The sequence below is a fragment of the uncultured Rhodospira sp. genome (genome assembly GCF_937138205.1).
Lineage (GTDB): Bacteria > Pseudomonadota > Alphaproteobacteria > Rhodospirillales > Rhodospirillaceae > Rhodospira.
Genome location: NZ_CAKZOT010000045.1, coordinates 56991 through 78513 on the forward strand (window position 1 = coordinate 56991; position 21523 = coordinate 78513).

19 protein-coding genes are annotated in these 21523 nt (G+C 66.6%); 11 read left to right on the forward strand and 8 right to left on the reverse strand.

The genetic code is table 11. From position 1 onward, the window contains the following. Positions 1-29 precede the first annotated feature (29 nt). A complete protein-coding gene (locus Q0309_RS05410) occupies positions 30-803 on the forward strand; it encodes an SDR family NAD(P)-dependent oxidoreductase (protein ID WP_299438252.1) in 774 nt (257 codons plus the stop codon). 37 nt (positions 804-840) lie between these two features. Here the strand turns inward: Q0309_RS05410 and Q0309_RS05415 are convergent, their stop codons facing one another. Beyond that, positions 841-2502 carry a hypothetical protein gene (locus Q0309_RS05415; RefSeq protein ID WP_299438254.1) on the reverse strand — a complete coding sequence of 554 codons (1662 nt, stop codon included), beginning with the start codon at positions 2500-2502 and terminating at the stop codon, positions 841-843. Between the two features lie 276 nt (positions 2503-2778). Beyond that, the gene (locus tag Q0309_RS05420; protein WP_299438256.1) at positions 2779-3390 is read right to left on the reverse strand and encodes a TIGR00730 family Rossman fold protein; all 612 of its coding nucleotides are present in this window, start codon (positions 3388-3390) and stop codon (positions 2779-2781) included. A gap of 291 nt (positions 3391-3681) precedes the next feature. Here Q0309_RS05420 and Q0309_RS05425 point away from each other — a divergent pair, with 291 nt between their 5' ends. Beyond that, positions 3682-4161: a YbhB/YbcL family Raf kinase inhibitor-like protein gene (locus tag Q0309_RS05425; protein ID WP_299438387.1), complete on the forward strand. Its 480-nt coding sequence runs from the start codon at positions 3682-3684 to the stop codon at positions 4159-4161. A gap of 74 nt (positions 4162-4235) precedes the next feature. On the opposite strand, the gene Q0309_RS05430 is transcribed toward Q0309_RS05425, so the two are convergent. The 3 genes from Q0309_RS05430 to Q0309_RS05440 all read right to left on the reverse strand — a co-directional run bounded on the left by Q0309_RS05430 (position 4236) and on the right by Q0309_RS05440 (position 9648). Next, positions 4236-4679: a hypothetical protein gene (locus Q0309_RS05430; RefSeq protein ID WP_299438258.1), complete on the reverse strand. Its 444-nt coding sequence runs from the start codon at positions 4677-4679 to the stop codon at positions 4236-4238. Between the two features lie 295 nt (positions 4680-4974). Then, positions 4975-5544 (reverse strand): DUF488 family protein, encoded by a 570-nt coding sequence (locus Q0309_RS05435; RefSeq protein ID WP_299438261.1) that lies wholly within the window; start codon positions 5542-5544, stop codon positions 4975-4977. A 408-nt stretch (positions 5545-5952) separates the two neighbouring features. Further along, entirely contained in the window at positions 5953-9648 is a 3696-nt protein-coding gene (locus Q0309_RS05440; protein WP_299438263.1) for a vitamin B12-dependent ribonucleotide reductase, read from the reverse strand. Between the two features lie 432 nt (positions 9649-10080). Here Q0309_RS05440 and Q0309_RS05445 point away from each other — a divergent pair, with 432 nt between their 5' ends. Then, the gene (locus Q0309_RS05445) at positions 10081-10389 is read left to right on the forward strand and encodes a HigA family addiction module antitoxin (protein WP_299438265.1); all 309 of its coding nucleotides are present in this window, start codon (positions 10081-10083) and stop codon (positions 10387-10389) included. Positions 10390-10411: 22 nt separating this feature from the next. Here the strand turns inward: Q0309_RS05445 and Q0309_RS05450 are convergent, their stop codons facing one another. Then, complete coding sequence (locus tag Q0309_RS05450; protein ID WP_299438267.1) at positions 10412-12487, reverse strand: hypothetical protein; 2076 nt, start codon at positions 12485-12487, stop codon at positions 10412-10414. Between the two features lie 240 nt (positions 12488-12727). Between Q0309_RS05450 and rpmH the strand changes: the two genes are divergently transcribed. The 8 genes from rpmH to Q0309_RS05490 all read left to right on the forward strand — a co-directional run bounded on the left by rpmH (position 12728) and on the right by Q0309_RS05490 (position 18732). Further along, positions 12728-12862, forward strand: a complete 135-nt coding sequence (gene rpmH, locus Q0309_RS05455) for a 50S ribosomal protein L34 (RefSeq protein WP_299438269.1) — start codon at positions 12728-12730, stop codon at positions 12860-12862. A 59-nt stretch (positions 12863-12921) separates the two neighbouring features. After that, positions 12922-13404 (forward strand): ribonuclease P protein component, encoded by a 483-nt coding sequence (rnpA, locus tag Q0309_RS05460; protein WP_299438271.1) that lies wholly within the window; start codon positions 12922-12924, stop codon positions 13402-13404. After that, positions 13401-13733, forward strand: coding sequence for a membrane protein insertion efficiency factor YidD (yidD, locus tag Q0309_RS05465; RefSeq protein ID WP_299438274.1), 333 nt, complete (start codon positions 13401-13403; stop codon positions 13731-13733). Before rnpA ends, yidD begins: the two co-directional genes overlap by 4 nt. A gap of 87 nt (positions 13734-13820) precedes the next feature. Beyond that, positions 13821-15617 carry a membrane protein insertase YidC gene (yidC, locus tag Q0309_RS05470; RefSeq protein WP_299438276.1) on the forward strand — a complete coding sequence of 599 codons (1797 nt, stop codon included), beginning with the start codon at positions 13821-13823 and terminating at the stop codon, positions 15615-15617. Positions 15618-15636: 19 nt separating this feature from the next. Continuing rightward, the gene (yihA, locus tag Q0309_RS05475; RefSeq protein WP_299438278.1) at positions 15637-16317 is read left to right on the forward strand and encodes a ribosome biogenesis GTP-binding protein YihA/YsxC; all 681 of its coding nucleotides are present in this window, start codon (positions 15637-15639) and stop codon (positions 16315-16317) included. A gap of 28 nt (positions 16318-16345) precedes the next feature. Next, complete coding sequence (gene argB / locus Q0309_RS05480; RefSeq protein WP_299438280.1) at positions 16346-17272, forward strand: acetylglutamate kinase; 927 nt, start codon at positions 16346-16348, stop codon at positions 17270-17272. A 336-nt stretch (positions 17273-17608) separates the two neighbouring features. After that, on the forward strand, positions 17609-18499 hold the full coding sequence (locus tag Q0309_RS05485) for a DUF1849 family protein (RefSeq protein WP_299438281.1): 891 nt from the start codon (positions 17609-17611) through the stop codon (positions 18497-18499). A gap of 29 nt (positions 18500-18528) precedes the next feature. Next, positions 18529-18732: a DUF1289 domain-containing protein gene (locus Q0309_RS05490; RefSeq protein ID WP_299438282.1), complete on the forward strand. Its 204-nt coding sequence runs from the start codon at positions 18529-18531 to the stop codon at positions 18730-18732. Between the two features lie 96 nt (positions 18733-18828). Here Q0309_RS05490 and Q0309_RS05495 read toward each other — a convergent pair whose 3' ends face one another. Continuing rightward, the gene (locus tag Q0309_RS05495; RefSeq protein WP_299438284.1) at positions 18829-20595 is read right to left on the reverse strand and encodes a PAS domain-containing sensor histidine kinase; all 1767 of its coding nucleotides are present in this window, start codon (positions 20593-20595) and stop codon (positions 18829-18831) included. A 10-nt stretch (positions 20596-20605) separates the two neighbouring features. Further along, entirely contained in the window at positions 20606-21478 is an 873-nt protein-coding gene (gene phnD / locus Q0309_RS05500; RefSeq protein WP_299438286.1) for a phosphate/phosphite/phosphonate ABC transporter substrate-binding protein, read from the reverse strand. Positions 21479-21523 lie beyond the last annotated feature (45 nt).

A 21523-nucleotide genomic window follows, 5' to 3' on the forward strand; every position in this document is an offset into this window, starting at 1 on the left:
AATCACACCAATCAGGGAACCCCGTCAGGATGCAGATTTCCGGTCATGCCGCCGTCGTCACCGGCGGTGCCTCCGGCCTGGGACAGGCCACCGCGCGGGCGCTGGCCGAGGCCGGCGCGCGCGTCACCGTTCTGGACGTCAACGCCGAGGGTGTGCGGGCCACCGCCGCCGAGATCGGCGGACTCGGCGTCGTCTGCGACGTCACCAGCGCCGACTCCGTCAAGGCCGCCCTGGACGAAGCGGCGGCGGCGCATGGCCCGGCGCGCCTCTGCGTCAACTGCGCCGGCATCGTCGCCGGCGGCCGGGTGGTCGGCAAGGATGGGCCGCACGACCTGGAGACGTTCTCGCGCGTCATCAGCATCAACCTGATCGGCACGTTCAACGTCATGAGCCAGGCCGCTGCCGCCATGGCGGCCTTGGATCCCCTGCCAGTGGACGCGGATACGCAAGAACGCGGCGTCATCGTCAACACCGGCTCCATCGCCGCCACCGATGGCCAGATCGGCCAGGCGGCTTATGCGGCGTCAAAGGGGGGGGTCGCCGCGCTGACCCTGCCGGCGGCGCGCGAGCTGGCGCGCGTCGGCGTGCGGGTCATGTGCATCGCGCCGGGCCTGTTCCAGACGCCGCTGTTCGATAGCTTCCCCCCGGATCTCTATGACGCACTGATCAGCAAGACGCTGCACCCGCACCGCCTGGGCAAACCGGAGGAATTCGGCCACATGGTGCGGTCGCTGATCGAGAATCCGATGATGAACGGCAGCGTGGTGCGGCTGGACGGCGCCCTGCGCATGGAGCCGAAGTAGGCAGGGAGTCGGGTGCCGCCGGGCACTGTTTGCCGAATCAGGGGTCGCATGTTTCTCTGGTGAAACGCGTCAAGGCTACTTGGTAGGGCTTATGGCCATAGACGTCCTGTTGGCATTTAAATGCGGCGTTCATTCGTGAGATGAATACATCGTTCGGGTCAAAAAGATCAAGTTTGCGCGTAATGACCCATATCTCTGACGCGGTTTCAAGTTTCTCAATAACGGATTCGACGTCTTCTTCTCGTATGGCTGGAGCGCCTCGATTGCCCGAAGGATAAGTGTATTGTTCGCCTCTCTGCGGATAAGGTCCTGGAACAACGTGGATCGGATTTGGAATATTCATCTTTTTTGCGTAGTAGGAAACCGGGAGGTCCAGACTGTTGGGCGCAAGAACAATAGGTATATTTTTTTCAGAATCATGCTCAATTACACCAAGCATGTGAGGGTAGGACCGATGGTTGTCGACGCTTGACGGGTCTATCACGATCATTTTTGCAAGCAAGATCATTGGCCCCATGAGCGCCAATCCAAAAACAACAATCACGCCAAGCGTTCGCCAGCGTTCCGGTAGGCCCCAAGGCAAGGCCGCCAAAATCAAAATGAAGGGTACGGACGTATGTGCCAGAGTACGTGGCAGCCATACTGGGGTGAATGCATACGTCAAGATCAACAAAACTAGCCCGGGCCCAAAGGCTGCGATCAGTAAAAACCAAAAAAAAGAGGGCCGTCCATTGCGGCGGCAAACATTAAAAAGGCCTACAACGGACGGAACCAGCGGCACAAGGAAAATAAGCGAGCCAATTGCCGCAACGACCCATTCATCGGCCACGTTCCTCGCCAACCAGGTGCTGGGAACTTGGCTGTAAATACGAAGAGAGTCAACGACCAAGGTTGTAAGTGTCGGTGCCTCCAGCCAAAAGTCCTTGGAAACACTGCTGGCCTGGAAAAGCAGGGTGCTGACGTACGGCGCATACAACGCCAGACAAACAAACCCCACGGCCAACACGGCCTGAAGAAGACCGGGTACGCGCCGCACCTGCACCACAGAGACCACGAATAGAAACATGCCGATCAAAGCGGCGGTGATCACCGACAAATTGTGGAGCCTGGAAAGTAAGGCCATCGCGACGCCTAGCCCCACGATCACGAGGATCGTCCCGGGCGTACTTCGAACGACCTTGCTAAGGGGCGCCGAAAACCGGCCGGCATTGGCCAGCAGCCAGAGGGACCCTAACATGACGAACGCCATCGCCATGCTGAGAAGCGCATAGGGACGCGCTTCCTCGGCAAATTTGATCTGGTACAGCCAACCACTCGCGAGGGCGACGGCCAGAAGCCCCACCCAATGCCCCTCTCGGCCTGAAAATGCGACACGAGCCGTGGCGTACAACACGAGAGGGACGGCCGCGCTCGACAGCAACGACAAAAGCCGAAGCGCCGGTTCGCTCGACCCGAACACACCTCGCCAAATCTTTAATATTGAATAGTAAAATGGGGGGATTATTTCATACTTGAATATATCACCCCATAACTCTGACCAGCTAAGTCCAGAAAAGAATACGCTATAAGCCTCGTCTATCCAAAGAGGGTATTGTATAATAGAAGCTGTCCGTATTATAATGCCAATTGCAAAAATAAGGACAACAATCCGAACGCCATTTTTTTCGACAAAATGAGAGACAAATACACTGCTAGACATCGTGCGTCGCTCCATTTTTATTGTGACAATATAGGATTGCTAAGGCGGATGATCGCGATGAATGGGGCGCGAGACGATGAAAGCCCGAGCAACGCCATCCAGGGCCTACCAAAAAAAGAACCGGCGGGGCTGGTCGTGGACAGTTGTATGGTCCGTCTTCGATTTCCTTTTGGCAACCGAAACTTGCTGGCGAGTGTCGCGCGACGTCAAGCAGGCACGATGAAGGCGGTCCATGGTCCGCCCGTCAAGGGATGGCACAACGCAAGAGGGGCGCGCCTACCCCAGCGCCCGGGCGTCGTGACCGGGCGCGGGCGCGGCGTCGGGGGACTGCCCGGCCAGTTCGGCCGCCAGGGTGGGCAGGACCGCCTCCGGGTCGGTGACGACCGTGAACAGGCGGTGCTGGTGCGCGGTGTGGTAGAAGCCCTCGACGATGATGCGGTCGATCACCTCCAGCAGCGGATCCCAGAATCCCTCGACATTGAGCAGGGCGATCGGCTTGTCATGCAGGCCAAGCTGGCGCCACGTCAGGATCTCGAAGGTCTCGTCCAGCGTGCCCAGCCCCCCCGGCAGGATGCAGAACGCGTCCGCGCGCTCGAACATGCCCAGCTTGCGGGTGTGCATGTCCGAGACCACGTGCAACTCCGGCAGGGTCTTGTCGGCGCGTTCGGCGCGTTCCAGGTGCTCCGGAATGAACCCCGCGACGTGCCCGCCAGCGTCGCGCGTCGCCCGCGCCAGTTCGCCCATCAGGCCGACGCGGCCACCGCCGAACACCAGCGTCCGGCCCGACTGGCCGATGGCCGTGCCGAGCGTGCGGGCGGCGTCCGCCAGGGCTGGGTTATTGCCGGGTTTTGCGCCACAGAACACGCACAGGGAGGTCAACTCGGTCATCGTCTTCGGATCCGTCGGGGGAGGGAGACGGGCCGTTGTAATGCACGCGGCGCCCGATGGGAAGGCGGGCGGAGGCGGATCGGGCGGCGGCACGGTTGCGGGACGGATCGATCGTGCTCACGTCATCGCTTTGTCGGTGTTTGGGCGCCGGACGGTCGGCGCCGGCCGCCATCACGTCCACCCACCCCATTTCAACCCAGGGAGAGCACCATGCGCGCTTTTCGTGCCTTTTCCGCCTCTGTCGCGGCGATCGGCTTCGCGGTCGCCGGGGCGAGCGCCGCCCAGGCGGACATGACCTTGACCTCCGACGACATCACCGACGGCGAGCCCCTGACCGAGGCGCACGTCTACAACGGCTTCGGCTGCGAGGGCGGCAACCTGTCGCCGGCGCTGTCCTGGTCGGGCGCCCCGGAGGGGACCGAGAGCTTCGCCGTAACCGTCTACGACCCGGACGCGCCGACCGGCTCCGGCTGGTGGCACTGGACCCTGTTCAACATCCCGGCCGAGACGACGTCGCTGCCGACGGGTGTGGGCGTCGAGGCGCCGCTGCCCGAGGGCGCGGTTCAGGGCCGCACCGACTTCGGGGGCAACGCGTTCGGCGGCGCCTGCCCGCCGGAGGGGCACGGCCCGCACCGCTATATCTTCACCGTCTACGCTCTGCCCGACGAAAGCCTGCCCGTGGACGAAAGCGCGTCAGGGGCTATGGTCGGGTATTTCCTTCAGGGCGGCGCGCTCGACAGCGCCAGCATCACCGCGACGTATGAGCGGTAGGGCAGGGGGCTTGTAGGGTGCGCTGAGGGCCGCGAACGCGGCCGTCAGCGCATCCGACGGACTGAGGATCATGGTTAGAACAGTGAAAGCTGTCGAATATCGTCAAGACGAACGATCCCGTTTATTAACCATGTATCGGGATGCAGCGAATGGGTTCCCATTGCCAGAAGCATACCTTTGCGCGGATATTCTTCACCGAATTTTGCCTTTATGAATGAAAGCGCCTTGTCTTCACCATATTCGCGCGAATGATAGTAGAATGTTGCTTCGATCTCCCAGTCTTGGCATGTTCCTTCTCGCTCGCCGTCATCGGTAATGTATTTGTATTTAAACTTGTAGGGAGAAGGTGCATAGGGTATCAAAGGTTTTGTGTTGAAAAGGTCCGCTTGTGCGTGTAATGCATCGAATCTCGACTGTTGTAAATTGATCTCTTTGTCGTCCTTTCTCTCAATCAAAAAATCCACTATGTCTGCTTTTAATAACGCGAGGCTTCTTCCCCGTTCCTTCTCATTGGCCAAGCTCGTGACCACAGTATTGGACAAGAATAACTCTCTGTCACTTTGTCTAAGTTTCCCAGTGATTTGAAGTGAGTCCTGGTCAATTCGCCTCGACTCAAACCGTCTGTCATCCGAAGGCAACCTCCAACGAAACTTAATCCGGTCCCATCGCCCAAACTTCTTGCCTTCATCAAGGTATCGAAACGATACCGGATACAAACGAAGCCAATGCCCGTAAATGTCAATAGCTGCGCAGCAGACTGTTTCACCGTGTCGGGCACTCACCTGAGGTGCTGCCTTTACGATGACGACAGCTTCAGAAGTGCCCGATGTCGAGATTTCTGTCTTCATAGGTTGCGGATGACGGCAGACATTTCCTGACTATCCCTGCCTGCACTCCAAGGTGACAAACACGAAACTCCTCATACCACATCATGTGTTTCGCCACAATCATCCGGTGGCAGTGTTGAGGTTTTCGCTCATAGCACAGGAGGCAAGACGTGCCTTCCGTGGATAAGGTCATGGCTTGTTTCAGATCCGACTGCGCTTGTGGTGTTTTCATATGAGACTCAAATATCCTGGTAAACAATTCGTAGTTTCTTGCCTTCGCGGCCTCTCTGCCTTCTTTGGGGTCTCCAAGGCCAGAAAGATGGACGTAGCCGATATCGTGCGCGGCGGCGTCCTCTTCCAAGGCCCTTTTCGAGAAGCCGCTCTTGCGCGAGAATGGTTTGTCCCGGATGTCAATGAGGATCTGTACGCGAGCCGCCACCAAGGTCGCCCAAAAATCCCCTGGGCACGCCCCTTCGTATCCAATCGTGTAAAGAGTTTTGTTTCTCAAAGGGTTAGGCTCCAAGCGGTTCGGATCTCGAACATACTCTTTGCCCACTGCCCAAATGTAAACCTTTGATCTGTCGCGGCCGCGGCTTGAAGCTCCCGCCGGCCGAGGCGCGGTCGGTGCTCATTGCCGACGAACGCGGGAACTCAAGACAGTGAGTGATACCGGGCGACGAAAATCGTGACACGTTTTCCGGACCGTCGACACACGGCCTTGGGAGATCCCTCGCGTCCTAACGGACGCTTCGGGATGACGTATGTATTTGTTTTTTTAAGAAAATTGTCATCCCGAGCGAGCGAAGCGAGCCGAGGGATCTGCCGCGTCGGCACTGCGCCCGGCGAATGGCGACGAGTCATGACTTCGGTCGGCTGATATGAGTGAGCACGAGTGCTCACGCTTGCGCATGTCGCTTTCAGGCGGGCCGCGCCAGTGGCGCAGGCCCGCCCCAACCCGCAATCCTCACGAACACCCGCTCGTTGCCCCGCAGGTGTCGCACTTCAGGCACGTTCCGTTGCGCACCAGGGTGAAGTTGCCGCATTCGCCGCAGGAATCGCCCTCATAGCCCTTCATGCGCGCCTCGCGGATGCGGGCCATGGTGGAGTCTCCGGAGCCGCCGCCGGCGCCCCCGCCGCCACCGCCGACCGGGGCCATGGCCATGGTCTGCCCCACCGCAAGCGCCTGCACCGCCGTCCCGCCGGCGGCCTCGCGGGCCTCGGTCGCGACCGCCTCGGCGCCGTGCGCCCGGCCGTTCCCGTGCAGCACGTACAGGTTCGAGCGCACGTACCCGGCCGACACCTCGCGCGGCAGGTGCTCCTCCTCCCACTCCTCGGTGAAGTCGCCCTCGTCGTTGCCACGGCCCAGGGTGTCGGACCGCAGGTCGTCCGGTTGCACGTGGGCCAGGTCGTTGCGGCCCAAGTAGGAAATGGCGATCTCGCGGAACATGTAGTCCAGGATCGACGTGGCCATCTTGATGGCGCCGTTGCCCTCGACCATGCCCGACGGCTCGAAGCGGGTGAAGGTGAACGCCTCGACGAACTCCTCCAGCGGCACGCCGTACTGCAGGCCGATGGAAATGGCGATGGCGAAGTTGTTCATCAGCGAGCGGAAGGCGGCGCCTTCCTTGTGCATGTCGATGAAGATTTCGCCCAGGCTGCCGTCCTCGTACTCGCCGGTGCGCAGATAGACCTTATGTCCGCCGATCACGGCCTTCTGGGTGTAGCCCTTGCGGCGATCGGGCAGGCGGTGGCGCTGCAGGCGGTGCACCACCCGCTCGACGACGCGCTCCGCGACCACCGTGGTGCGCTCGGCGGCCGGCGCGTCGGCGATGTCATCGGCGAGGTCGCCGTCCTCGTCGTCCAGCACCTGGGCGTTGAGCGGCTGCGACAGCTTGGAGCCGTCGCGGTACAGCGCGTTGGCCTTCAGCCCCAGCTTCCACGACGTCCGATAGGCGCGGTCGCAATCGGCGATCGTCGCGTCGTTGGGCATGTTGATGGTCTTGGAGATGGCACCGGAAATGAACGGCTGCGCCGCCGCCATCATCTTGATGTGCGCATCCATCGACAGATAGCGTTTGCCGATGCGGCCGCACGGGTTGGCGCAGTCGAACACCGGCAGGTGCTCGGGCTTCAGGCCCGGCGCGCCCTCCACCGTCATGGCGCCGCAGACGTAGGTGTTGGCGGCCTCGACGGCGGCCTTGCCGAAGCCCAGGGCCGCCAGCATGTCGAACCCGGGGTCGTTGATCTGCTCCGCCGACAGGCCGAGCCCGCGCACGCAGAAGTCCTCGCCCAGGGTCCAGACGTTGAAGGCGTAGCGGATGTCGAAGGCGGTGCCGAGGGCATCTTCCAGCCGGCCCAGGGCCTCGTCGGTGAAACCCTTGGCGCGCAGCGCGGCGTGGGTCAGGGCGCCGTCGCCGCCGGGCGCGCCCTTCAGCGTGCCGTGGCCGGTGGCATAGCGGCCGATGCGCTCGATCGTCGTCTCGTCATAGCCGAGCGCGCGCAGGCCCGCCGGCACCATGCGGTTGATGATCTTGAAATAGCCGCCGCCGGCCAGCTTCTTGTGCTTGACGATGGCGAAGTCGGGCTCGATGCCGGTGGTGTCGCAGTCCATCACCAGGCCGATGGTGCCGGTCGGCGCGATCACCGACACCTGGGCGTTGCGGTAGCCGTGGGCGGTGCCCAGCTCCAGCGCGCGGTCCCAGGCGGCGACGGCGGCGTCGATCAGGTCCGGCTGCGGACAGTCGGCGTGGTCGAGCGGCACCGGCGTCACCGACAGGCCCTCGTAGCCCTTCAACTCGCCCCGGGCGGCGCGGCGGTGGTTGCGCATGACGCGCAGCATGGCGTCGGCGTTGTCGGCGTAGTGCGCGAACGCACCCATCTCTTCCGCCATCTCGGCGGACGTGGCGTAGGCGGTGCCGGTCATCAGCGCGGTGATGGCGCCGCACAGGGCGCGGCCGGCCTCGCTGTCGTAGGGCAGGCCGCTGGCCATCAGCAGGCCGCCGATATTGGCGTAGCCCAGGCCCAGCGTGCGGTAGTCAAAGGACCGCTCGGCGATCTCCCGCGCCGGAAACTGGGCCATCAGGACCGAGATCTCCAGGGCGATGGTCCACAGCCGCACCGAATGAGCGAACCCCTGGGCGTCGAACGTGCCGTCCTCGCGGCGGAAGCGGATCAGGTTAAGCGACGCCAGATTGCACGCCGTGTCGTCCAGGAACATGTACTCCGAGCACGGATTGGACGCGTTGATGCGCCCGCCCGCCGGGCAGGTGTGCCACTCGTTGATGGTGGTGTCGAATTGCAGGCCGGGGTCGGCGCAGTTCCAGGCGGCCTCGCAGATCTGTTCCCACAGGTCGCGGGCCTTCATGGTCTTCGCGGTCTTGCCGCTCAGGCGGTGGGTCAGGTTCCAGTCGCCGTCGCGCTCGACCGCCTCCAGGAAGTCGTCGGTGACGCGCACCGAGTTGTTGGAGTTCTGCCCGGCCACGGTCTGGTAGGCCGCCGAGTCCCAGTCGGCATCGAAGGTCTCGATCTCCAGCGTGGCGTAGCCCTGGCGCGCGTACTGGATGGCGCGCTGGATGGAGTTCTCCGGCACCAGCGCCTTGCGCGCGGCGACGATGGCCTTCTTGAGCGTCTTGTTGACCTTGGGGTCGAAGCGATCAGGCGCGTCGGCGGCGCCGTCCCACTGGCGGCAGGCGCCCAGCACGGCGTTCAGGTGGTGCGCCAGCGTCTTGGAACCGGTCACCAGGGCGGCGACCTTCTGTTCCTCGCGGACCTTCCAGTTGATGAAGGTTTCGATATCGGGGTGGTCGACGTCGCAGATGACCATCTTGGCGGCGCGCCGCGTGGTGCCGCCCGACTTGATCGCCCCGGCCGCGCGGTCGCCGATCTTGAGAAAACTCATCAGGCCGGACGACTTGCCGCCGCCGGACAAGGGCTCGCCCTCGCCGCGCAGGGACGAGAAGTTGGTGCCGGTGCCGGAGCCGTACTTGAACAGGCGCGCCTCGCGCACCCACAGGTCCATGATGCCGCCTTCGTTCACCAGGTCGTCGTTGACCGACTGGATGAAACAGGCGTGCGGCTGCGGGTGTTCATAGGCGCTGTGCGAGGCGACCATCTCGCCGGTCTTGTAGTCGACGTAGTAGTGGCCCTGCGACGGCCCGTCGATGCCATAGGCCCAGTGCAGGCCGGTGTTGAACCACTGCGGGCTGTTGGGGGCGCCCATCTGGGTGCAGAGCATGAAGCGTAGTTCGTCGAAGTAGGCGCGGGCGTCCGACTCGGCGTCGAAGTAGCCGGCTTTCCAGCCCCAGTAGGTCCAGGTGCCGGCGAGCCGGTCGAACACCTGGCGGGCGCTGGTCTCGCCGCCGGTGCGCGCGTCGGCCGGGCGGTCGGCCAGGGCCTCGGTGTCGGCCTCGTGCCGCCACAGCCATGCGGGCACGTCGTCCTCGCGCACCGGGCGCAGGGCCAGGGGCACGCCGGCCTTGCGGAAGTACTTCTGCGCCAGCACGTCACTCGCCACCTGCGACCAGTCGGCGGGCACCTCGATGTTTTCCTGCCGGAACACCACCGAGCCGTCCGGGTTGCGGATCTCGCTGGCGGTGGCGCGGAAGGCAATGTCGGCGTAGGGGTCCTGGCCCTCGGTCGTATAGTGGCGGTCGATGCGCATGGCTCGCGTGTCCCCTCTGCGTGTGGCTGGCGCGGGTCGACGGCGTGACATCGTGTGGTGCACAGGATGTTGTGTCTCCGTCGACGCGTGGACCCAACAGTATGCGTGGCGGGGACCGATGGCAATAGATTTTGTGTCCACAGGGGTGTGGATAACTATATCTAGTGCATGTGCGAAAGACAGAAGGCCCGCGCCCGGGCGCTGAAAGCGCGGGCGTCTGGCAAGGGCGGTCCGGATGCGGCCGCGCGGCAGGGCAGGGGAGGGGCTCTCTTAAACCCGGAGCATAAGCCAAGAACGGATATGATTCAAGAGATTATAAGCGTTTGTTCCAGCGGTTTGTTTGATGCACGAAGCGTGCCGATGCTTGCATTCGACCCGTGGCGCGGTACGGTCGAGGCATTCTGATTCGAGCCGCGCGCGAGGCTTCCGTCCATGCTTGAAACCAAACGCAAGCCGGCCACGGTAGGCGAAATCCTGACCGAGGAGTTCCTGCGGCCGATGGGCCTGACACAGGCCGCGCTTGCCGAGGCCATGGGCGTGCCCCGCAAACATGTAAATGAGCTGTGCAACGACCGCCGCGCCGTGACCGCGTCGACCGCCTTGATTCTGGCGCGTGTGTTCGGCAACAGCCCGGAGTTCTGGCTGAACGTGCAGCGCCGCACCGATCTATGGGAGGCCATGCACTCCCCCCGGGAGCGGATGCGGATTGAGCGCGCGACACCGGTGTCCGGCGCCGCCTGACACGCGGCACCAGGACGCGACTCTATTGCGCCAGGGCGCCCGGTGTCAGGCGGGTGGTGCCCTGCGTCATCACCGCCTCGAATCGGGCCATGGCCTGCTTGAGACCGTTCACGCCCTGGTTGGCCTTGGTGCTGGCGGCGATGGCCTGCCGCGCGGCGTCGCGCGGGGTCCAGTCCACGGCGGGAGCCGGATCCTGTGCCAGCACGACCCGCAACTGTTCCGACAGTGCTCCGAATCGCGTGACGGCGGCCCGCAGGCTGGATTCGGCGGTCGTGATAATGTCGCGCACCTCGGCCATGCCGGCGCGGCGCGGATCGTCGGGCGCTAGCGCCTCCATGCGGCGGGTCAGGTCGCTGCGCACGGGATCGATTTGCCCCAGGATCTCCTTGGCCTTGGTGTGATGGGCCGCGACCTGAACGGCGATGTCGGCGAACTGCGCGCGCGCGTCGGGCGCGCGGGACTCGGCCGGCGGCGCCGAGTCGGCCGGACCGAGGGCGAAGGGCTGCACGCCGGCGGTCTCGGTCCGCCGCGGCAGGGGCGCGGGCGCGGCGACGGCCGGCGGCGGGGGCGGCGCGGCGGTGGTCTCGGTCTCCGCGATCGTGGGCGGCGGCGGCGGCGGATCGTCGCGATCGGCCGGAGGCGGACGCGACGGCGCCGGCGGCGTGGCTGTGTTGGTTGGCGTTGGCTCCGGGGGCGGCGCGGCGGCCCGGGGCTTCGGCTCCTCGGGTGGGGTGGTGTCGGTCTCGGGGGGCGCGTCGCCGGGCGGCGCCAGTTCCAGCGGCCGCGTGCGCGCGGGGGCCGTGTCCGCATAGGCGCGGGTGCTGGCGGCGGCCGGCAGCGCGTCCGGAACAGCCGGGCCGGCGAAATCGGGATGGACCACGACCGACGGGTCACCCGGCGGCCGGGCCAGCGGGTTCAGTGCGGGGCGCCAGTCGGCCGGCCCGCCGCGTTCGAACGGCGGCTGTCCTTCGGGTGGAAGGGCGGCGGTGCCGGTCATCTCGACCGCTGGGGGCGAGGGCAGGGTGCGACCCAGGTTGTCCACCAGCGTGCTGCCGTGCGGGGCGTCGGGCGCGGGTGTGGTCGCCGTGAGGCGCGCGGTCTGGGTGACGGGGCCGGTGGCCGGCAGCGGGTCCAGGGTGCGCAAGGCGTTGGTGGTCGTCCGCGTTGGGGCGGACGGGTCGTCCGGCGGCGGGCCGGGCTGGGGTTGAGCGGTCGCGACCGGCGGCGCCGGCCGTACCGTGGAGGCGGCGGCTGGCCGGGCCGGACCGGCCGGCTTGGGTGCGCCGGCCAGGGGCGGCGGTGGCGCGGGCGGCGTTGGGTCGCGAGGGGCTGGCGGGGTCACCGTCTCGGGCGGCGGAGGGGCGGCCGTGTTGCTTGCCGTCTCCGGCGGCGGCGCGGACTCGGGTTCGGGCTCGGGCTGGGCCGGAGGTTCCGCCGTCGCTTTCGCCCTGTCGGCGGCCGGCGGTGTCAGGATGCGGAACAGCGCCGGCGGCGGCGCCGGTGGCCCCTGCGTGGCGTCCGCCGCAACAGCTGGCTCGGGCGGTGCGGGGTCGGGCAGCGCGGCGGGCGCCGAGGTTTCGGCAGGAGCCGCCGTGTCCCGGCGGCGGGCCTGGGCAAGCAAGGCATCGGCGCGCCGCACGGCGGCTTCGGCCGCGTCGGCATCGGCACGCGCCCGGACCACGGTGGCGGCGTCGACGGGCGTGGGCGCATGACCCAGCGCGCGCGAGACAATGGCGAAGCCGGCCCGGCCTTCGGACAGGGCGGCGACCGCCTCCCCGAGAAGGCGGCGCGTCTCGCCGGTCGCGGTCGCGTGCTCCTTCCTGACCAGGGCGAGCCGCCGCGTCAGGCGCAACACCTCGGCCTTGGCCTGGTCGGCCAGGTCCTGGGCCGGAAACGCGTCGACGGCCAGCGACGCCGGCTCGTCCCGCGCGGCCGCCGGCTCGGGCGCAAGCTGGGTGGCCAGCGCCATGCCGGCAAAGGGCGCGCAGATCACCAGGGCCACGCCCGCCAGGCGGTACCACGGCCAGCGCGACGGGCCGGCGCGGTGGGACCGGGCCGGGTGTCGCGCGATCGCGCCTGGGGCGCGTGGTGGGGTCATCGGTCGCTCCCCCGGGAGGACAGGCGCGGAGCGGGGCATCGCGCCCATGTCCGCCGAACTTCTCACATTACCTTTAAAACACTGGACACCATATTGTTTTGCCACATAGTCTTAACTTTTGCCAGCGAGAAGTGCGGCGGCGAATCCGTGAACGTCGGCTCGGCGTTGACAGGGCCGGGGGGCGCCAGTATAAACCCGCCCTTCCCTTTCAAACTTGTTCTGGCCGACGGAGTCGCCACCGTGAAACGCACGTATCAGCCCAGCAAGCTCGTCCGCAAGCGGCGGCACGGGTTCCGCAGCCGCAGCGCGACCGTGGGCGGTCGCCGCGTCCTGGCCAACCGCCGCGCCAAGGGCCGCAAGCGCCTGTCCGCCTAGGACCGGGTACCCCACACCCCACACCCCACACCTCTCCACAGCACGGGGTCGCAGCCAGCATGACCGCGTCTTCGCCCGGATGCACGGCGGCCGACCCGCCCCGGCAAGCGGTGGAGCGGTTGAAGCGCCGGGGCGACTTCCTGCGCGTGGCCGGCGCCCGCACCAAGTGGGTGGCGCCGGGTTTCATCCTGCAGGCCGCGCCCAATCCGGCCGTGCGTCGGCTCGGTGTGGATGCGCTGGCCCCGCGCCTGGGCTTCACCGTCAGCCGCAAGGTCGGCAAGGCCGTGGTCCGCAACCGCGCCCGGCGCCGCTTGCGCGCGGCCGCCGATCAGGTGTTTCCGGTCGCCGCCCGGCCGGGCTGGGACTATGTGCTGATCGGCCGGCGCGAGACCAACGAGCAGGATTTCGCGCGGATGCTGGGCGACATGCGCAAGGCGCTGGACCGGCTGGCCGCCGGTGCTGGCGGTGGCGGCGGTGGCCGGGCGGGCGGACGCGGCGATGGGCGCCGGCGCGGGCGGGGCGCCGGGAAGGCCCCGTCATGAGCTGGCGGCTCCCGCCTTTGGCGCACTGGCCGCGCCACGCCCTGCGCGGTGTCATCTGCGTCTATCAGCTTGTTTTGTCGCCCTATCTGGGACAGAACTGTCGCTACCTGCCGACCTGTTCGGCCTATGCCATGGAGGCGTTGGAGCGCCATGGCGTGCTGTACGGCGGATGGTTGGCCCTGAAGCGGATTCTTCGTTGCCATCCTTGGGGCGGCATGGGATACGATCCCGTCCCCGCGCCACGGCGTGCCCGAGGGGGTGCGGGGGATCCGGCCCGGGCCGGCGCGGCCGACGCGCCCGCCGACCCGCCTTCCGATTCAGCGCCATGATTGACACCGCGTGGGGCGCCCGCGCCGGCGCGCCCGCTCTTCCGACCGGCCGGACCTCGGCCGGATCGTGTGACGGACAAAGGACCCATGGTCGACCAGCGTAATCTGATCCTCGCGATCGTGCTTTCGATTGCCGTTCTGTTCGGTTTCGAGTTCGTGTGGCGGACGATGTTCCCGCCGCCCCCGACGGAGCAGACCGAACAGGCCCAGACGGCGGACGGCACCGCGACGGGCGACGGCGCGAGCGTCGTGCCGGGGTCCGCGCCCCAGGCGCCCGGCGGTACGGAGGCGGGCATTCCCCCGGCGCCCGGCGCACCGGGACCCGTGATGGACGCGGACGTGGTGTCGCGGGCGCAGGCGCTGGCGGCGTCGGACGGGGGCCGGGTGACCATCGACACGGCCGAGCTGCAAGGATCGATCCGCCTGCGCGGGGCGCGAGTGGACGACCTGATCCTGACGGACTATCGCGAGTCGCTTGAGGAGGACAGTCCGCCGATTCATCTGTTCTCTCCGGCCGGCGCGCCGGATCCGTACTATGCCGAGTTCGGATGGGTGGCCGCCGGACAGGGGGGCGGGTCCGTCTCCATGCCGCTGCCCGGCGCGGACACCCCGTGGACGGCGTCTTCGGACACGCTGCGGGTCGGCGAACCGGTGACGCTGACCTGGGACAACGGCGCCGGCCTTCGCTTCACGCGCACGTATGCGGTGGACGAGCATTTCATGTTCACCGTCACCCAGCGGGTCGAGAACACCGGCGAGACCCCGTTGACGATGTTCCCCTACGGGCTCGTCTCGCGCACCGACCGGCCGGCCACCACCGGCATCTGGATCCTGCACGAGGGGCCGCTGGGCGTCTTCGACGGCACCCTGACCGAGGTGAACTACGGCGACCTGGAAGACGAGTCGACCCAGTCCCACACCACCACCGGCGGCTGGATCGGCATCACCGACAAGTACTGGCTGGCGGCGCTGGCCTTCGATCAGCAGCGCGAGGCCAACGCCCGCTTCATCCGCCACGTCACCGACGGCCGCGAGCGCTTTCAGGTGGACTACCGCCTGAGCGGGCAGACGCTGGCGCCGGGCGGCAGCGTGGAAACGACAAACCGCCTGTTCGCCGGCGCCAAGAAAGTGCAATTGCTGGACGGTTACGGGGACCAGTACGGCATCACCAATTTCGACCTGGCCATCGACTTCGGCTGGTTCTACTTCATGACCAAGCCGTTTTTCTATTCCCTGCTCTGGCTGGAAAACCTGCTTGGCAACTATGGCCTTGCCATCATCGCCTTCGTCATTCTTCTGAAGCTGGCCTTCTACCCGTTGGCCAACAAGGCTTACACGTCGATGTCGAAGATGAAGAAGATGCAGCCGGAGCTGAAGAAGATCCAGGAGCGCTTCAAGGACGACAAGCAGCGCGCCCAGCAGGAGATCATGGGCCTGTACAAGCGCGAGAACGTGAATCCGCTGTCGGGCTGTCTGCCGATCCTGATCCAGATCCCGGTGTTCTTCGCCCTGTATAAGGTCTTGTTCGTCTCCATCGAGATGCGGCACGCGCCGTTCTATGGCTGGATCCAGGATCTGTCGGCGCCCGACCCCACCAACATCTTCACGCTGTTCGGGCTGATCCCGTGGGATGCGCCGACGTTCCTGCACATCGGCATCTGGCCGCTCATCATGGGCGCGTCCATGTACCTGCAGCAGAAACTGAACCCGACGCCGCCCGACCCGACGCAGGCCCGCATCATGGCCATGTTGCCGATCCTGTTCACCTTCATTCTGGCGCGTTTCGCCGCCGGGCTGGTGATCTACTGGACCTTGAACAACATCCTGTCCATGGCGCAGCAGTGGTACATCATGCGGCGCATGGGGGCGAAGGTGAATCCCTGAGCGGGCGGGGATCGGGGTCTTGGCGGAGGATGACGCGAAGGACGAGGCGGCAGCCCGGCTGGAAGCCGGCCGGGTGCTGTTCGCCCAGCCCTGCACCTTCCTGCGCGGCGTCGCCGACCTGTCGGGCCTGCCCGCCTCCGACCTGCCGGAGGTCGCCTTCTGCGGCCGCTCCAACGTTGGCAAGTCCAGCCTGGTCAACGCCCTGACCGGCCGCAAGACGCTGGCTCGCACCTCCAACACGCCAGGCCGCACGCAGGAGATCAATTTGTTCACGCTGGGCGGAGAGGGCCGCCCGCGCCTGATGCTGGCCGACCTGCCCGGGCACGGCTTCGCCCGTGCGCCCAAGGCCAAGGTCGACGCCTGGACGCGGCTGGTGAACGCCTACCTGAAAGGTCGGCCGCCCCTGCGGCGGGTGTTGTTGCTCGTGGACGCGCGCCACGGCCTGAAGGGCATCGACCGCGAGGTCATGACCATGCTCGACGGCGCTGCCGTGAACTATCAGGTGGTGTTGACCAAGGCCGACAAGCCGGGCAAGAAGGCGCTCTTCGACGTGCTGGCGGCCACGCGGGCGGCGCTGTCCGGCCATGTGGCGGCCCATCCGGACGTGCTGACGACCAGCGCGCAGACGGGCGAGGGCGTGCCGGAGGTGCGCGCCGCGCTGGCCGAGATCGCGCTGCCGGCGGGCGACGGCACGGCGTGACAAACGGATCGTGAAGGGGGACCGGGGCATGGGCGGCCACGACGGAATCGGTCAGGACAAGGAGGCCTTGCGCGAGGTCTGGCTGGAAAAGGCCAAGACCCTGTCGGAGGCGTTGCCCTACATGCGCCGGTTCTCGGGCGAGACCGTGGTCATCAAGTACGGTGGCCACGCCATGGGGGACGCGCACCTGTCCACCCTGTTCGCGCGCGATGTGGTGCTGCTCAAACAGGTGGGCATCAACCCGGTGGTGGTGCACGGCGGCGGGCCGCAGATCCAGAGGATGCTGGAGCGCCTGAAAATCCAGTCCGAGTTCATCGACGGCCTGCGGGTGACCGACCGGGCCACGGTGGACATCGTCGAAATGGTTCTGTCCGGCTCCATCAACAAGGAGATCGTCACCGCCATCACCCAGGCGGGCGGCTTCGCCATCGGCCTGTCCGGCAAGGACGGCCACATGATCCGGGCCACCAAGCTGCGCCGCGCGCGCCGGGACCCGGACAGCAACATCGAAAAGCTGCTGGACCTGGGCTTCGTCGGCGAGCCGACCGAAATACAGCCGCACGTCCTGAACTATTTCGAGGGCTCGGACGTCATCCCGGTGATCGCCCCAATCGGCCAGGGCGATGACGGCGAGACGTTCAATATCAACGCCGACACGGTGGCCGGGGCCATCGCCGCCGCCGTCGATGCCCGGCGGCTGCTGGTGCTGACGGACGTCAAGGGCGTGCTCGACGGCGCCGGGACGCTGGTCGAGGAGATGTCGGCCGGCGAGGCGCATTCGGGCATCGCCGATGGCTCGATCTCGGGCGGTATGATCCCCAAGGTCGAGACCTGCCTGAAGGCGGTCGAGAACGGCGTCGAGGCGGCGGTGATCCTGGATGGCCGCGTGCCGCACGCCATCCTGCTGGAACTGTTCACGCCGCACGGCGCGGGCACGCTGATCCGGGCGCGATGAGTCGGATCATCGTGCTCTGGTATCGGTGTTATATGAATGAGATGTAATATACGGGTAAGCCCACCGTCAGGCCCGCATCGCTACTGTCTGGCCGCAGAAGACGGCGTTTGTTCGCGTTCTTCTGTCCCCCCGCCGGCGGTGCGTTTCCCCCACGCACCGCCGGTTTTTCGTGCGCGGTTGGGCTGGCGGCACCGGCCCAGTGCACTCTTCCGTCCACTCTTCCGTCCACTCTTCCTTGGACTTCGGCGGCGTCCCGACCCAAATTGGGGCGGTGCGGGATGGACGGCCAAACCCGGCGGTCCCGGTGACCATGGAACAGGACAGGAGGCTCCCGGCATGACGATCAGCGGCGCGCGTGTGACCCAGAGGCGGCATTCGACGGGCTGGCGCGGCCCCGGTCGGGCAATCCTTGGGATGATCCTGGCGGCGCTGACGCTTGGCCTGGCGGCCGCGCCCGCCACGGCCGAGGACGACGGCGGCGCGTCGGGGCAGGCGGTCTCCCTCACGCCGCACGAGGCCCGCTACGAGTTGCGCCTGATCAGCCGGGCGGACGGCAGCCCGGTGATTGGCGCGCGCGGCGCCATGCACTACCGGATCACGGATACCTGCGACGGGTGGGCCATGGAAAGCCGCACCCACCTGGACCTGTCCTACGCCCGCGCCGACTCGGTCCGCACCGACTGGTCGTTCATTTCCTGGGAAAGCAAGGACAGCACCCAGTACCGGTTCCGGATCCGCTCGGAACGGAACGGCGCGGTCCAAGAGCTGATCGACGGCAGGGCGCGCATGGACCCGGGCGAGGGCGGCGTGGCCACCTTCTCGCACCCCGAGGAAAAGACGATGGACCTGGCGCCCGATGTTATGCTGCCGGCGGAACACACCTTCGCGGCGCTGCGGGCGGCGCGCCAGGGCAAGCGCATCTTCACCGTGCCGATGTTCGATGGCTCCGAACCGGCCGGCCCGATGCAGGCGACGGCGGTGCTGATCGAGGCCGTGCCGGCCGGCGCGCCGTCGGAACTGGCGGATCATGCCCTGCTGGCCGGGCCGTCCTGGCGTATGGTGCTCAGCTTTTTCGCGCCCGACAGTACGGGCAGCCTGCCCGAGTACGAAATCCGGCTGCGCTACCACGCCAACGGGGTGGCCCAGGAGATCATTCAGGACTTCGGCACCATGGCCTTGCGGGCGTCGCTGAAGGAATTGACGCCCCTGGACGACGACGGCTGTTGAGCCCCACCGAGGACCTTTCGGAACGCGCGATGGCGGAGTCTCCCGACGAAGACGACGAGGTCCCCTCGCCCTGCATCTCGGTCTGTCGGCTGGATGAGGCGGGGGCGGTGTGCGTGGGCTGTGGGCGCACCCTGGCGGAAATCCGCGATTGGAAACGGATGACGTCGCCCCAGCGGCGGGCCGTGTGGGCGCGTTTGCGCCGCGAGGGGCACGCGCCGGACGGGCAGGCCTGATCCCAAGGCGTGGCTGGTGCCACCGTCGCCGTGGTCTGTCCCGTGTTGGGCTTTCGGGAGCCCCCCCGCGCAATGTCGGGGCAACCCACGGCATGTCTAACGCATCGTCCCTGTCGGCGCGATCACCCGCCACGCGGGCAGGCGTACGGTGACCGTGGTGCCCTCGCCGACCGTGCTGGCCAAGTCCAGGGTGCCGCCGTGCAGTTCGACGAGACCCTTGGTCAGGGGCAGGCCCAGGCCGGTGCCCTCGTGCTTGCGCGAAAGGGAACTGTCCACCTGGCCGAATTTGGACATGGCGGTGGCCAGGCCGTCCGCGTCCATGCCGATGCCGGTGTCGCGCACGGTGATCACCATCGCCCCGTCCGTGTCGATCCGGGCGTCGCAGTCGACCCGGCCGCCTTCTGGCGTGAACTTGACGGCGTTGGACAGAAGATTGAGCAGGATCTGTTTCAGTCGCCGGGGATCCGCCTCGACCAGCGGCAGGTCGCGGCCGATGGTGCTGTTCAGCGTGACCCCGGCGGTCTCGGCGTGGGGCATCACGAGACGCGAGGAGGACTCGAAGATGTCGGCCAGGCTGACCGGCTCCTCGTTCAGGGTCAGACGGCCGGCCTCGACCGCCGAGACATCCAGGATGTCGTTGATCAGGTCCAGCAGGTGCGTGCCGGACGACCGGATAAAGGCGGCGTACTCGCCGTACCGCTCATCGCCGAGCGGACCGAACAGGCCGTCCGTCATCGCCTGCGAAAAGCCGATGATGGCGTTCAGCGGCGTGCGCAACTCATGGCTCATGTTGGCCAGCAGGTCCGTCTTGGCCTTGTTGGCCATCTCGGCGGCGTGGCGGGCCTCGATCATCGACTCCTCGGCCAGCTTGCGCTCGGTGATGTCCTCGTGCAGGGCGCCGAAGTGGGTGATCGCGCCGTCCGTGTCCTTGATGGGGGTTATGGCGACGGTGGCCCAGAACTCGCGGCCGTCCTTGCGGCGATCCTTCAGTTCGCCGCGCCAACTGCGGCCCGCGAGGATCGTGCGCCACAGGTCCTCGTACACGGCGCGCGGCGTGTCGGCCGACTTGATCAGGCGTGGCGTCTGGCCAAGGGCCTCGGCGGCCACGTATCCCGTCACCTCTTCGAACTTCGGGTTCACGTATTCGATCACCCCGTCGCGATCGGTGATGAAGATCATGACCGGGCTTTGCTCGACCAGCATTCCGCGCTTGCGGAGTTCGGCCTCGGCGCGCCGGCGCATGTCGATCTCGGCGGCCAGCGAGGCGGTGCGCTCCGCGACCTGCTGCTCCAGGGTGTCGCGGGCCGCGTTCAGGTCGCGGGTGCGGGTGGCGATCTCCTCCTCCATCGGCCGCAGGATCCAGCGGAAGAGGATGTACCAGAGGGTCAGGGCCGTCAGGCCGATCAATGAGACCGTTAACAGAACGAGCCCACCCCGCAGGGAGGCCATGGCGCCGGTAAGCTCCGCCACGTCATGGCACAGGGTCAGGGTCAGGGCGCGGTCGTGGTACCGGAACACGCGCTCGACCGCCAACGGCGTGCTGCCGGTGTGGCCCTGTGCTCGATAGACGAAGAAGGGCCGGCCGTTGTCCAACTCGACGGTCAGGACCACGACCTCGGTGTGCTTGGCCGTCCAGTCGGCCAGCAGGCGCTGCCCCTCGGCGTAATCGTGGCGCAGCATGGCGTCGGTCAGGACGGCGCCGATCAGATCGGCCTCCATCCGCATCCTGCGGACGTGGTCCTCGGTCAACCGGGCCTTCTGTTGACCATGCACCAGCACGCTGGCGAGCGAGGCGAACAGCGTCAGAACCAGGACAATGGTGACCAGCAGCCCCCACCGATTGTGTTTCAGGGTGCGCCCCATCGTTGGCCTGTCACTCCCCGAGGACGGGCAGGACGTCCGCCAGAATCGTCCGATGCAGGTCGTAGTCGCGATCGCGCACCGGGGCGAATCCGGTCAGGGTCGGGCTGATCGCGCCCAGGATCGCCGGGCCGCGCGGATCGTCGCGCAGGCTTATGAGCGCCGTGGCGATGGTCTGCCGCAGAGCCGGGTCCATGGTCGTGCGGGTCACGAACACATGGGTCGACAGGTCCGGCGACAGGGCCAGGGCGCGGATCGTCCCGTCATCATGCTCGTTGAAGACCTCCTCGGCCACCGCGCCGGCGTCGAAGTCGCCGAACCGTACGCCCAGGATGACGTTCTCGTGGTTGCGCAGATGCGTTGCGGCGGCCAGGTCCCCCAGTCCCACCCCGGCCTGCATCAGCATGTACAACGGAACCTGCGTGCTGAGGGTGGAGTTCACGTTGCCGAAGGCCATGCGTTTGCCCGCCAGGTCGGCCAAGGATTGGACCCCGCTGTTGGCGTCGACCAGGATGACTGAACGGAAGGTCGGTTTGCCCGAGAACACGTACCGGACCAGAAGGGGCTTGAGGCCATAGCGCTCGCCGATCACGACATAGGGGCTGCCGCCGAGGAAGGCGATATCCAGCCGATCCTCCCCGGTCAGGCGGATGTGCTCGTTGTAGTTGCGGGCCACGGTGATCCGGACCGGCCGGTCCAGGTGGTCCGACAGATAGTCGGCCAGGGGCGTGTACTTCTCGATCAGGTGTTCGGCGTTCAGGTAGGGCATGAACCCGAGGCTGAGCGGCTCCGGCTCCGTCGCATTCGCCGGGGCGAGGCGCGCGGCGCCGGCCATGATCAGGGCAAGCAACAGGAACGCTCTGATCAAGAAAGCCTTGGAACGCATGGGCATGGTCCTTGTTTCTTCGGGTCCCAGGCCGCATCGCGCAGT